The organism is Oceanobacillus sp. J11TS1, assembly GCF_018333215.1.
Classification (GTDB): domain Bacteria; phylum Bacillota; class Bacilli; order Bacillales; family Amphibacillaceae; genus Oceanobacillus.
This window is the reverse complement of sequence record NZ_BORO01000010.1, coordinates 103,445-117,962: the sequence shown is the minus strand read 5'-3', so window position 1 is coordinate 117,962 and position 14,518 is coordinate 103,445. Positions and strand designations below refer to the sequence as shown.

General features: G+C 35.9%; 9 protein-coding genes and 1 pseudogene. 1 reads left to right on the top strand and 9 read right to left on the bottom strand.

All coding sequences use genetic code 11. From position 1 onward, the window contains the following. Nucleotides 1-19: 19 nt before the first annotated feature. Nucleotides 20-1,570 (bottom strand): PTS transporter subunit EIIC, encoded by a 1,551-nt coding sequence (locus tag KI343_RS10175; protein WP_212926310.1) that lies wholly within the window; start codon nucleotides 1,568-1,570, stop codon nucleotides 20-22. Nucleotides 1,571-1,868: 298 nt separating this feature from the next. Here KI343_RS10175 and KI343_RS10170 point away from each other — a divergent pair, with 298 nt between their 5' ends. Continuing rightward, complete coding sequence (locus KI343_RS10170; RefSeq protein WP_212926309.1) at nucleotides 1,869-2,615, top strand: Cof-type HAD-IIB family hydrolase; 747 nt, start codon at nucleotides 1,869-1,871, stop codon at nucleotides 2,613-2,615. A gap of 494 nt (nucleotides 2,616-3,109) precedes the next feature. Here KI343_RS10170 and KI343_RS10165 read toward each other — a convergent pair whose 3' ends face one another. The 8 genes and pseudogenes from KI343_RS10165 to KI343_RS10130 all read right to left on the bottom strand — a co-directional run bounded on the left by KI343_RS10165 (nucleotide 3,110) and on the right by KI343_RS10130 (nucleotide 14,386). After that, complete coding sequence (locus tag KI343_RS10165) at nucleotides 3,110-4,573, bottom strand: glycoside hydrolase family 32 protein (RefSeq protein WP_212926308.1); 1,464 nt, start codon at nucleotides 4,571-4,573, stop codon at nucleotides 3,110-3,112. A gap of 12 nt (nucleotides 4,574-4,585) precedes the next feature. Further along, a complete protein-coding gene (locus KI343_RS10160; RefSeq protein WP_212926307.1) occupies nucleotides 4,586-5,986 on the bottom strand; it encodes a sucrose-specific PTS transporter subunit IIBC in 1,401 nt (466 codons plus the stop codon). Nucleotides 5,987-6,111: 125 nt separating this feature from the next. Further along, on the bottom strand, nucleotides 6,112-7,101 hold the full coding sequence (locus KI343_RS10155) for a LacI family DNA-binding transcriptional regulator (protein WP_212926306.1): 990 nt from the start codon (nucleotides 7,099-7,101) through the stop codon (nucleotides 6,112-6,114). 717 nt (nucleotides 7,102-7,818) lie between these two features. Beyond that, on the bottom strand, nucleotides 7,819-8,901 hold the full coding sequence (locus tag KI343_RS10150; protein ID WP_244856881.1) for a RelA/SpoT domain-containing protein: 1,083 nt from the start codon (nucleotides 8,899-8,901) through the stop codon (nucleotides 7,819-7,821). Between the two features lie 211 nt (nucleotides 8,902-9,112). Continuing rightward, nucleotides 9,113-9,688, bottom strand: coding sequence for a hypothetical protein (locus KI343_RS10145; RefSeq protein ID WP_212926305.1), 576 nt, complete (start codon nucleotides 9,686-9,688; stop codon nucleotides 9,113-9,115). A gap of 567 nt (nucleotides 9,689-10,255) precedes the next feature. Beyond that, a complete protein-coding gene (locus tag KI343_RS10140; RefSeq protein WP_212926304.1) occupies nucleotides 10,256-10,951 on the bottom strand; it encodes a hypothetical protein in 696 nt (231 codons plus the stop codon). After that, the gene (locus KI343_RS10135; protein WP_212926303.1) at nucleotides 10,951-12,423 is read right to left on the bottom strand and encodes an AAA family ATPase; all 1,473 of its coding nucleotides are present in this window, start codon (nucleotides 12,421-12,423) and stop codon (nucleotides 10,951-10,953) included. Before KI343_RS10135 ends, KI343_RS10140 begins: the two co-directional genes overlap by 1 nt. Before the next feature lie 1,088 nt (nucleotides 12,424-13,511). Continuing rightward, a pseudogene (locus KI343_RS10130) lies at nucleotides 13,512-14,386 on the bottom strand (BglG family transcription antiterminator). Nucleotides 14,387-14,518: the final 132 nt, after the last annotated feature.

Below are 14,518 nucleotides of genomic sequence, written 5' to 3'. Positions count from 1 at the left end.
GTCACTCCTTTAAAAATCTCTATACTTTCTCATCTACTGCATTTTTTATAAATTCAACCTGTGTCCCATAAACGATATGAATATGCTTAGCTGTCGGGAAAAAGAATCCTGAACACCCGGTACTGTTTAATAAGTCTTTGTTGATATCTCTGACCTCTTTTAAATCAATCCGCAGCCTGGTAATGCAGTTGTCTACATTCAAAATATTTTCTTTTCCACCCAGTGCTTCCACTACTTTATCTGCAATCTCGTCATAGCGCTTTTCCTTCAGCAGGGTGCTGTCTACATTTTGGAGCTTCTCCCTGCCCGGCGTTTTTATATCAAAACGAATAATGGCCCAATAAAAAATGAAATAAGTGACGACAGCTAACCCCAAACCGATTAAAACAAGAAAAATCCATCGTGAGTTTTCATAAAGCAGCCCAAAAATCGTGAAGTCAAAAATCGTTCCTCTGATATATCCTATTGAAACGTCTGCCAGTGACAGCAGCACAGCACCGATTCCAACAATACAGGCGTATACGACATATAGTAACGGCGCCAGAAAAACAAAAGTAAATTCGAGCGGCTCCGTCACGTTCCCAAGAAAAGCTGTCAACACCATTGTAACCAGCATAGATTTGACATAAGTTTTATTTTCTTTATAAGCAGCCTTATACATAGCAAATGCAATTGCCGGGAATAAAAATAGTACAACAAGCATCTGCTGTTGTGCCATGAAACGGGACAGCTTCGGCATCATAGACCAGTACTCACTGTTCGGTCCCTGATTAAACAGAATTTCTGTAATAGCAGGAACAACACCGACATATGTCTTACCGTCAATAACATATGAACCGCCAGCTTCAGTGAATCGGAATAATGCATTCCAGACGTGATGAAGTCCAAACGGAATGAACAATCGTTCCCCCGCAGCTGTGAAAAATGGACCAACAACACTTAAAAATACCGCTGACAAATTCGTTAGCAGCCCCACAAAATATGTCCAGATGAAAGGAAGTAGCATTCCTACTACAGCCATTATCCCGATTGTAATGATTGGAACTGATTTTTTTCCGGAAAAGAATGCCAACGCCGCCGGTAGTTCCAGGTTATAAAATCGTTCCGTCGCCCAGGCTGCAATCAAACCGGTTAAAATTCCCCCGGCAGCACTGATATTTACGGTTTGAATACCAAGTATCTCAATTTGCCCCTGCTGGGTCATTACATCTGGATCCGCCATTGTTCCCGTGACCATCAGCCATACATTCATTGCAACAATCAGGGTCAGATACCCAGCCACAGAGGCAAAGACAGAAATCCCTTTATCTTTTTTCCCCATCCCATAGGCGACACCCATCGCAAATAACAACGGAATATTATCAAAAACAACGTTACTGATCGTCTTTATGCTTACTAAAACAGTGTTAACGCCTTCATTTCCGAGGAAAGGAACCTTATCTACCATATAATCTTGCGTAAGCGCTCCACTAATCCCCAAAAGCATCCCAATAGGAGCCAAAACTCCAATCGGAAGAAGTAACGTTCTACCGAATTGCTGTATGGAGTCACCAATTTTTCTTTTACTCATCATCTAAAACCTCCTTGTATCAATGATTCCAATTCATTTTCCGCTAAAAACAAATAAAAAATGGCATGAATGCTTGGAATTATTATCTCTGTTTCTATTCTATCAATATGAAAAAATAGTTGAAGCTCCTCCGTTTCCTATTATCTTATTTAAGTAATGGAAAATGACCTAGGTCATTAAAAAAGATTCACAGGGTAATGATTTATTGAATACAGAGTGATATAGTGAACGTATTATCAGACGAGCCGTCAAACTAAAAAGGAAAGCCTATAGTAAATACAGATGGAGGATAAATGTTATGGCAGATATAAAAATGATTGCACTAGATATGGATGGCACTTTGTTAGACGATAGAAAAGAGATTACTAATTGGACAAAGAAGCAAATTATGAAGGCACATCAGGCAGGGATTATTGTCGTCCTGTGTACCGGACGTCCCTTTCATCACTGCTATACTTACGTTCAAAATCTGCAGTTGAATTCTCATTTAATCACATGCAATGGCGGACAAATCTTCGAAAGCGATCATACTGCAGTTATTGCCCAACATCTGTTGGAGGCAGAAACACTGGCCAGCTTATATCACTATGGTAGAGACTTAAGCATGGATACGTGGACCATTTCCTCAAAAGAACCTTTTTACAATGACTTACCGGATAACTACAGTGAATACGAATGGCTGAAATTCAGCTGCGCTCATAAGGACGATAAATTCCTAAATAAGATAGCAGCAAAAGTGCATTCAATAGACGGCATAGAAGTTAGCAATCGGACAGCCGTCACGATTGAGGTCAATCCTGCAGGAGTGAATAAAGCCGCAGCTCTAGAATTAGTCTGTGAAAGATTAGGAATAACGATGGAGAATGTAATGGCGGTGGGAGACAGTCTCAACGATGTAAAAATGATTCAATCGGCCGGAATCGGAGTAGCGATGGGGAATGCTCAAAAAGCAGTACTGGAAGTTGCTGATGAAATGACGGAGACGAATAATCATGATGGGGTCGGAAAAGCAATTGAGAAATTTATTCTATCTGGAGGGTTATAAGTCGCTTTTACCTTTTCATTGCTGTTGAAATCAAAGGTACAGCCCCCCTTCTCCCTTTCTGTTACATCAGTCAACAGAAGGGCTTTTTTATTGCTGCGAAAATAACTATTCTTATTAAATATCCTTTATCTCCTCTTTTTTCACTTAAAATTTTAGTTTTACTGTCTAATGTGCAATAGAGCGTAGAATACAGAGACCTATTTCTTGTGACCTCCGAAATTACCACCTATCTTTTATCTCTCAAATATATTATACAAGTCCTCTTCACAACTGTTCAAATAATCAATTAAGTTGGATTAAAAATAAGAAAGAAAGAGCCCTCGTGTACAATGTAAGTAATTAAACAAACATTCATTTTACGAGGGATCTCCCATTAGAAAACCAGGCAAACCCCGGTCCTTTTCAATCTATCTAAATTTGAGCACATCCGATAATTACTTCCTATTTTTTCTTAAATAGTTTCCCAAACATATTCAAATCCCTTTTCGAACTTCTTAGTAGTCTATAACCCTCTTTAAATTCCACTTCCTCACATGTAGCATGACACATCCATCTTCGGAAGTGAAACGAACCTGATCTGCTTCTAGCTTATCAAAAACCCTAGAAGTAAACACTTCTTCCCCATTATTGATGAAAATTTCAACAGAAGAGGTATCTTTTAGAATCTGGATACTGTCTAGATTTTCCAATACGCAATGTCTACTTTCAATGCCTTCACTAGAGAATTTCCCTCGCTTCAACGTACACACCTTTGTATTCGCATTATAATGGAAGCTCGTTTTTCCACCAAGCTCTACCGAAAGCACTGTTGCATCGAAATCTTCAACCTCTATTACTAACTCAAACACCTGACTATTTACACGTGGCAGCATTACAGCCTTTTCTCTGACGGCGACATCGGAATATTGGATCTCATCTTCCCGCAATAATTGAAGCTCTGCTATTGGGCGCTGAAGCAGTTTACTGTCCTTCCATTCCAGCTCTCTTGGCACGGTTAAAGCATGAATCCACTCATGCTGTACCGTTGGCTGAATGGTGCCTTCTTCTTCAGCATTACCCATCCAACCAACTAAGATCCGACGCCCCGATGCACCTAATGTCGTTTGTGGCGCATAGAAGTCAAAGCCCCGGTCCAATTCAACAAACGCATCATGTTGAAATGAAACAGTTTCATAATCAACCTTCCCAGAAATATACCCCGATTGGAAAGTATTATTGAATTGGAATCCTTCCGGCGGTAAACCTTGTGGACATGCGAGCAAAATATCCTTTCCGCCTAACTCAAATAAGTCAGGGCACTCCCACATATAACCGAAGTCCACTAGACCATGACGACCACTTCCAGCTAGAGTACCTTGAAAGCTCCAATTTTCAAGATCAGTTGACATGTACAAGACTACCTCACCCTGCATTCCCTCTGTCTGTGCTCCCAGCACCATATACCACCGACCATTTTTCTCAAACACCTTCGGATCTCGAAAATGCGCTGTGTAGCCGGTTGGCACATGAATAACTGGCCCCCTTTTTTCAAAATGAATGCCATCCTTTGAAACAGCTAGACATTGATAGGATTCCCGATCCCCTTGTTCATTCTTTACATTCCCGGTATAGAATACATATAATGTTTCCCTGAAAACGACCGCGCTCCCAGAATAACAACCATTCTTGTCATACCACTGATCAGGTGCTAGTGCAATTTGTGCTTCCTTCCAATGGACCAAATCCTCTGAAATGACATGCCCCCAAAATTTTGCTCCATGTTCTGTCTGAAAAGGATTCCACTGATAAAACATATGGTACTGTCCCTTGTAGAAAACAAATCCATTTGGGTCATTTAACAAACCAACCGGTGGCATAATATGAAAGTGCAGCCGGTAAGGATCCCGAGCGACTATCTCTTTCCTATCAACTACTTTTTTTAATGCACGCTTTTTTAATTCATTTGCTGACTGTCTCATAAACATCTCCTATTACGCATGTTCTCCTTGTGTGTCTTTGTCCGAATAGCCGAACATCCACGTTAAAGCAAAAGCAACTGCAATCGCTACGAGGTTTACTAAAATGTAAAGCAAGAGTTGATTGTCCAAGTATAAAAGCGTACCTGGAATAACCGTAATCGCCATACCTGATCCTGCAAGCTTAAGAATAGCTGCAAGGAAACCACCAGCAGCTCCGCCAATTAGTCCCATTAAAAATGGCTTTCCGTAACGTAAATTGACTCCAAATATAGCTGGTTCCGTAATCCCTAAAAATGCAGATAGGGATGAAGGCATTGCTAACGCCTTTAATTTCTTACGCTTTGTTTTCAAACCAACCGCTAATGCCGCTCCGCCTTGTGCTGCCACAGCCGAAGTAATAATAGCGTTATACGGATTTTTTCCAAGGTCTCCTAGCAATTGAATTTCCAACATGTTAAAAATATGATGAACACCAGTAATTACAATAATCTGATTAAAGAATCCAAGCAGAATTCCTGCTAACCCAAACGGTAATCCCAATACAAACAGTGCAGCATCTAAAATATACGATTCAACAGTATGAAAGATTGGTCCAATGATGAATAAGGACGCAATACTCATAACTAATAAAGTAAGAAATGGCGTGACAATTAAATCAAATGTTTCTGGTACACGTTTACGTATTGCTTTTTCTAATTTTGCACCTATAATACCAGCGATAAACGCAGGAAGTACGGCACCTTGATAGCCAACAACAGGGATGAAACCAAAGAACGTTAATGGTTCCGCACCAGTCGCAACACCCCATGCATTCGGTAAAGCAGGACTAACAAGCATTAAACCCAGTACAACGCCAATAATGGGTGTCCCGCCAAATACACGGAAGGTCGACCAAGCAATTAATGCCGGCAGAAAAATAAACGCTGTATCCGTTAAAATCTCCGTATACAATAGGAAGTTAGCGGATATATCATCTACAGTCAATCCGAAAAGACCCAAAATCTCCTCCTGCATGATGAGACCGCGAAGCCCCATAAATAAACCTGTCGCGACAAGAACCGGAATGATTGGCACAAACACATCGCCAAAAGTACGAATGGCCCGCTGCAGTCTATTCCCTTTCTTAACTGCTTCCTTTGGTTGCTCCGACTTTGTAGACGTTTTCAAATCAAACTTTGATACTTCTTCGTAAATTCGATTCACGGTACCAGTTCCAAAAATAACCTGATATTGTCCAGAATTGAAAAAAGCACCCTTTACTTTGTCAATTTCCTCTACACTTTCTTTATCAACTTTTTCTTCATCTCGAATAATGAATCGCATTCGCGTTGCACAATGCGTAACCGACTCAATATTCTCCAAACCTCCTACAGACGCAATTAGCTCTTCTGCTATTTTCTTATTATCAGACACTATCTATTCACTCTCCTTTATTGATTGTGGTATCGATTCCACATTAATTATAAAATAAAACTGACATTACAAAAGTATATATGGAATCGATCTCACACTACTCGGTATGAAATCGGTTTCCATTTTTATTGTACACTCTCACGAATAATTAGTCTATAGTTCATCACTATTCTTTCCTGGAATGGTTTAGAGTTAATGCAGGCTAAAATTTGCTTTGCACCTTCCTCACCAGCTTTTTCATTCTGATAATCGACTGTCGTTAAAGGTGGTTCCAAATACTGCGACATTTCCGATGCCCCAATCCCCGCAATGGCCATATCGGTTGGAATGTCCATTCCTTGTTCCTTTAAATAACTCATCGCCCCAATTGCTAATCGATCCGTAACAGCAATGGTGGCAGTCGGCTTGTTCACTGCATGATTTAAAATTTGTTTCATCGCTTCATATCCTGATTCAATATCAAAAATTCCCTTTTGCACCCAAGCCTTATCGACAGACAATCCCTGTGCAGCCATTTCATCCAAATAACCCTGCTTCCGAAAATGCCCCACTGACCGATCAGATTCATCCACACCAATAAAGGCAATTTTTTCATGACCTTTTTGAATAAAGAGTCTCGTTAATTCTTTTGTTGCACGATAATCATTATAGGTAACATGTATGACACCCTCTGCTTCCTGCCCAATCATGACTAATGGGGTATTAATTTCTTTTATCTTTTCCATCAGCTTATCATCCGTATTTGTAGCAATTAAAACAATTCCATCTACTTGGCGCACCTTCAATAAATCTAGAAACTCAAGTTCTTTTTCTTTATCATGATCCGTGTTTGCCAAAAGAATTTGGTAGCCATGCTTAGAGAGCTCTCGTCCTAATCCAGTCACAATCCTACTTGGTGTTTCCGTTTGGATTGTCGGCAAAATAACCCCAATAACCTTCGTCTTCTTTGTTCGGAGTGATTTTGCATGTTCACTTGGAACATAGCCAGTCTCCTTAACCACCCGTTCCACACGTTTCCTTGCATCCTCACTTACATAACCAGAATCATTCAACACTCTGGAAACCGTGGATCTCGAAACATTCGCCATTTCTGCAATATCCTTAATCGTTATCACATCATATCCTCCTAAGAGAGATATAACTTAATCCCTCTGTCAATCTTTTTTCTTCCTCAGACTGCGGAGCATGCAGACAGTCCAAAGCTATTTTATTATACCATGATTAACGGGTGCGAAATAGGGATGGGGCGCTTGAATTATGGGGAAAATCATCAAAAAATTAATCGTAAAAGATAAAAATAGATGAAAGCACACCTGCCTTTTATAAGTATGAGGTGTGCTATATATAAGAATTGGTTCTCTTAGTTAATTGAAGCAATGAATACTGATTAATTTCATTATCATCTTCGACAACTAGTATGTTTATATGCTATTCCATTTATTTTCTCCCTTTCCTAAAGCAACTTGTCCAGTAAGAATTAAAAAAAACGAGCACCATGTTTCAATAGCCGCATGGTAATTGGGATAATCACTTAATTTCCTTTAAAACTCCAATTATAATTTGACTGCGATTTTTTATATTACAAAAGAATTTTGGGAAATCCCCACCCCTATAGAGTGGTAGGAATCATCCTTTTGGCATATTCCTACAACAACTATACACGTTTATTTAATAACTTATTTACGATATAGTTGCACTCTGATGTGTCCAAATCTAAGTGAATTTTGTAACATATTTTATTTAGTATTCTACCCGTTCCAACTGAAAAGCCCCATGCTTTTCCACTTTATTTTCAACTTTAATCGTTTTTAGAACCTACAGACTCAATTTTATTACTCACCTTGTTTTTCCTCTTTATAGTTACTATCTACTATATTAGCGCTATCAGCGCCTATCTTAGTAATTCCATCCGTACCAAGACTCGTTATTCTCTTATTCCAGTCATTACCCATCGTTAAAATTCGATCTGTATTAGGGCTGGTTATCCCCTTATCCCAATCACTACTTATGTTTCTCACCCTATCATTAATGGCATAAATTGTATCTCCAATATTATTGATCCAGTTAGTATCCACTTTAATTTTATCTATACCTTCAAACAATGATTCTTTCTCACTCCTCTGAATATTCAACTCATCAATTTTATTTTCTAATTTTTTGAGTTCTTCATCTTTAGCACTTAACGATTCTTGCATTTTATTCCACTCTTCTTTAATTGTCTTTACCGCGGAAGACATCTCATCAGCACTACCTGCTAATCTGTTTAACATTAACAAATTTAATGTTAATACCTCGGGGACATTATTATTAGGGTAACTTAATAAATGGTCTATCTCCCCATATCCTTCTTCAAATATCGTTCTAACTTGTATTTCTGCCGTTAATAATTCATTAGTGGGTGAAAACTCAATTAAATAATGAACGGACCTATATCCAGTTTCTCGATAGTTAATAGGTATTTTTAGGTCTTCATAGATACCACGATTATCACCTTCACGAATATTCACTTGAAATTCTTTTATTGACCAAGTCTGATTAATATAATTATGTATATCTTTCCAATCCTCTTTGAATATATGTATAACTCTAATACCTATTAAATCCGTTATCTCACTTCGATAATTATCTATTGTAAATTGAAATTCATCGCCTTTCTGTTGCTGCCTATCTGGTGTTTTTCTTATCAATTTTGCAATTAAATGTTCTGGATCCTTAATTCTTGACCTTACAGTGTGTACCCTTGATTGTTTTCTTAAAAGATCAGCTAATAAATTGGAATATACCTCTAATTGTTCTCTTCTAGCAGTAAAATCCTTATAAATCGCCTCCATTTCAGACCAATTTATTTGATACTTTTCTATTAGACCAACATCAAGATTATACTTTTTCATAAAATCATCTTTCCCGATTCGCAAATAATCACCCCTACCTAAATAATTGAAAATGCTAACTAAAATTTCATCACCCTTATACGTGCTCCTTATTTACAATTTATCAAAATTTTACATAAAAGAACAGAAAATCAATTTAATTTAATAAACTAAGCCTTTGTATCGAGCAAGACGATCAAGCTCTTATTCGATAACTGTCCCCGATTGAAGAAGACTCGCATTTGAGAGTGTTTCATTAATCTTTACTGCCATCGAAAATTATCAACTTCTCTCTAAATGTATCAATTTTGGGAATAGCAAAGGGTAAAACAAATTTAGCTTTCTTATATTTTACCAGAAGTGAAATTCTCTGCTGATAACTCTCAAAATTCCTTTCCCCCTGCCTTTTTATTAGGTCATATATATTCGTATCATCAAATATTTTTCTGTTATCGGTTGAGATGATACCCTTTACCTCCACAGCAATTTGTTCACCAGGAAGAAAAGTTCTGTTTTCACAGTATCTTTTAAAACTATCCTCGAGGTGTATATATTCTTGACGCAATTTTGCATCTGAGGGAGTTTCACCTATTTCATGAAAAGCATATTGTTCAGACCTTGTATAAATATCATAAGTCGAGCGTATTTTCACAGAAGAAACAAAAGCAGGAACCTCACCGTAGTTTTTTAAATAAATGAAACCTTCTTTCATTTGGTCTTTTCGGCTAGGGGAGTAATGAGCAAATAATTGAGGTCTAAATTTATCATTTCGATTTAAATAAACTAATATAAAAGCAAAAGTAGAAATCATAAACGAAAGAAAAGAAATCACAATTCCTATTTCCGTGAAATAATCAGTGATAATATCCATTAATAAAACCTCACTTTTCTCTGATTAATTACCCAAATCTTTCTTTTCAAGCTGAAAATTTACGTAATCAAATGTATCTTTAAAGTAAACTTTAGTAGATTCCATAGGGCTATCATTATGTCCAAGTAAATTATTTTAAACTCACACATTAAAGGTTTAGAACGTATGAATAAGTGTTTTTAGAAACTATGTAACATTCATAATGCATTATGCTCCACTAATATGTACGTTTGATTACAATTAAAGTTTCAGAAACCCCTCAATATCTTGAAACTGAGTTTTCCTAATAATTATCTTCATAATACTTTATTTCACAATCTGGACCGTTAATTAAAGATTAATAACTTAATTATTTAATTATAGAGAAAAATATTCCCATAGAAATACAAAGAAACCAATACATGCTCATGTATTCCTATTAGACACAAAAATAACCCCCCGTTTAGCTTCCTAAATTGAATCTCGACGGAGGCGCTTCTATACTAATCTCTCAATTTATTACATCCCTCATTAAAACTCGTCATATCTTCAAAAATAAAAATTTACCTTTTCTTCATAAAGTTTTTTATCTGATTGGTGCAATAGTTTTACTGACCGCATATTAATCTCAAGCGGGTCTCCATACTTCGCTTCTCCTTCTAGCAAATCTACCTTTTTTTGTTTCCATGGCTTTACTCTCTGACCTAGCCTTGACTTTTTTCCAACCGTACTCTTCTGGTTTGAGGCATTTACATCAAAGGCGTAAGCTAGTGTACAATTAATTGTTTCTATTTTGGGAATTCCCGCTATATTTGCGATTGTTATTGCTATTAATATCCCGGCCTCTAACTGTTTCTTCGCAGATCCCTTAACCTTCCCCTTCCTCCATCTTCCCTCCCAATTTGTATCTGATATAGTATCTTTTAATTCATAAACATCGATGGAAGCAGAACCGTTTTCTTTTATCCGGATAAAAATACCATCACAGCATTTTTTTGATTCCATTAGTCTCACACTATGCTCATTTTCTTTATCTTTGGCATACTGAATAATTTGCTGCACTTTACTATCTGTATTCTCGATTTTTAAAACATCTGTATGACTCGGTCTTTCACCATATTCAATATGCGGTTCTTTCTCTTCAATTTCTTCTTTAAGTTCAAAAAGGTCAAACCTAGAAGAATGTTGTTCATATAAATCTATATATTCCCCATCAATTCTAGATAGATTAAAACTCAGAACCATTACTTATCCCTCCATGAGTCTACTATCTCTTGAATGATTTCTGTTTCATCATACAAAGAATCCAGTAAATCATTGAAGGTTTTAATATCATATCCGTATTCTCCAAATTCTAAGTGACTAATACTCGTCTTATCATTTTGTCTCACGAATTGATATAGAGAGACATCTTTCATATCAATTATCTCATCTTCCTTTATTATATCTTTCTGTTCACTATTTAATTGATTAAAATTTTCTTGTGTATATTTCTGAGATAACAACAATAGATTATTAATTTGTTGAGCCACACTATCACTATGTGTGGTAATCCAAATATATTTTCCTTTATTAATTAATTTGAAAAATAACTTAACTAATTTTAGTTGTTTCGTTGGATGCAAATGTGTTTCAACTTCTTCTACAATCCATCCAGGGCGGTCATTTTTATCACTTAAAAATAAGTAAAACGGAGCAGTTTCAGCAATAAGAGATGATGTTAAATGCATCGGCAGCTGTGTTTGCTTATCAGAAGAAGGTACATACATCATTCGGTTATCATTGTTTTTTATAATCTTACCTTCAGTTAGTGAACGGGAAATATACGATAATTCATTCTTATATCTATTCTTTTCTTCAGGCATTTCCTCATAATTTAATAAAGAAAGCATAAAATCGGTAACAGCTTTCGTAATGGTTAACCCAGGTATAGTGTTTTTATCTATCATATCTTCACTAAAATCAAACGACAATTGATGATCCATTGTTATTTTTTCGCGTATATTACTACTAAGCAGTGATCGGTATACTTGCATAAAAGCAGCTCTTGATGCAGGAAAATACACGGGAGATGCGTTTTCATAAAACCCATCAAATTCCTCAAATATCGCAAAGAGTATTACATTTTCCACGATGTTTGAAACTGCATATTTTTCCGCCTTTAAGGGATAATTCCAAGTAATTATTCTATTTTCATCTACGAACAGCTCTATTCGAACTCTCTTTTCTTTATTCTTTTCAGCTTCACTTTCTGTTTTATCCTCTTGGAATTGCTCTATTAACGCATCCATATTAGAATAGCTTATTTTTATATGAGGAAAATTATCTTTAATTAACTGTAAATGGCCCACAGATATATCTCTAGAATTAAATACATTATTTAAAATAACACTTTTATTTGTATTCAATGACTCATTAAAATACTCTAAAGCTTTTTCAAAAAATTCGGGTGGTAATGTGAAATATACTTTTTCAGCATCTGTTTCCTTTAGCTTGCCTTTTTGTTCATCTAATAAAGTTTTAAATTCATTTTTTAATCCATCTATTTCTGAATGATTGATCACATATTTTTTATTATCGATAATCCCCCATATTAATTGAAGCACATAGCTCTTACCAGTATTATTCTCACCGACAAAAATCATGAATTTCGAAACATCAATTTTAGCATTCTCTACACTGCCAAACTTTTGTACTGCAAGTGAAAATAAACTCATTGATATCCTCCTCTCAATGTATCATTCAACAATTATTTTAACTCATTTTAATATATCACAGTAAGTATTTTTAAACGAACTTTACTTTCCCTCGGACATCAAATAAGTATTGCCTCCAGCCACATAAATTATTCATTATACTTTATTATATGCGTTCTTTTCACATTTTTTAACTGTTAAATAAAAACGCCCGGAATGCTTGGAGTGATTATCAGATTCTTTATCGGCACACTGTTAATGATTCTGATTACTGTCAATCACGGTTCCTGATAGTAAGTTTTTTAATTCCATAATAATAACTATATTCATTACCTAAATCAACCTTGTTAATCTGCCGATCACTCACAACCTTCCCCCGATATAAAGGATTTTAATACAAAACGAAAGGTTGGTAAGACAAAATACTGGTTCACCGTTCCTTTGTACATCTTATTTAATTCATACACATTCCTTCTCCCACATATTCTATACAAAACATATATCCCTCTTATCAATATACTGTATTCTGCATTTATGACAGGACAATGATATTTTTTAATTTTCATTAATTAAATTGTAAGCGGAAAATAATATGACGACATTAAAATAGCCCTAAAGGTGGTAAACTTTTCATAAAGAGTCTACATTAGGGCTGTTAAGCATGTTTTATACTTTTTGGAAGGCTTCACCTTAACTTGAACATAATCACTTCATGGAAAATAATCCCCCCATTATTCGGAAGCATAAAAAATATCAGGCTGAGGAAGTTTCACAAATAATCGGTTAAGTATTCCATGATTATTTAGAGTTAGAAAAATTAAGCAATATTTATAGTCCACGCTGGGCGATTGAGATATTTTAAAATGGCTGAAACAGCAAGTTAGAATCAAGCATTTTTATGCTATGACTGGAACAGATTTACAAAATTAAATATATCTTACACTCATCGCCTATTGTTTACCTAACTTGGGCTTAAAGCTCCTCGGAAGCAATTCCTCTTTGGATCACATCTACTCGCTAATCCTAAAATAATCCCTTACTATTATTATTTCTATACTCTCGCTCTTAATCTATCTATAACCTTATCAAACGAAATACGTAAGCCCGCATTACTGCAAAATCCCTACAAACTCTTTATAATTTCTAGCTTGTATCAATCTCTTAACCATCGTGCTATTATCAATTATCTCCCCCAGCATTTCATACATTTCCTGCAAATCTTCCTGGGAATCTTTTTTAACACATAAAAGAAAAATAAATTGCACTGTATTATCCTTCCATTTAATTGGCTTTTCTAAGGTACATATAGTTAGAAAAGTTTTTCCGTTTTGGGTGTTATTGGATGTGGTATCGCAACAAAATTACCATATGAAGTTGGAGCAATCTCCTCTCTTTCATAAACCGCTTCTAAAAAGGTATCGTCTACCAAGCCTTCCTTGATTAATTCATCGTTAAGAAAGCTCAAAACTTCCTCCATCGTTTGATTTTTTTTCCGAAGAAATGTTAATTTCTCATCAAAATAAGTATTTATAGAATGGCTTTTCTCTCCTACAAATTGTCCGATTTTAATTAAATCATTATCTCCTAAAATAGCATTAACCTGAATTACCGGAACCAAGACATCTGAAATTGGAATCGAACTCACAATAAAATCAATATCATTTAAATTATAATCACGTAATTTGTAATATTCCGTTGTGCCGACAACGTCGAGTTCCTTACCAAATTGATTTTTCAATTTATAATAAATTAATTGAGCGGTGCCAAATCCCGAAGCACATACAATTAAACAGCGCTTTGCTTCAGACATCAACTTTCTTCGTTCTATTGCTGCCCCTATATGAAGCGCAATATAGCCAACTTCATTTTCATCTATCTCTACTTCCATCTCTTTACCAATTGTAATACCAGCTGAAATAGCTGCTTCAAATGCCAAAGAATAATTCTTTTTTATCTCTTCCAGCATCGGATTACGAATATTCATTCCATACTTATATCGGTTTACTGCTGGCTTTAGGTGAAGGCTTAACCCAAATTTTGTTAAATTTATGTTTTATGAAACTACCTTTATAGTAACGATAAAGTGCTTACAACCAAACACATTGTTTTTCCTCTA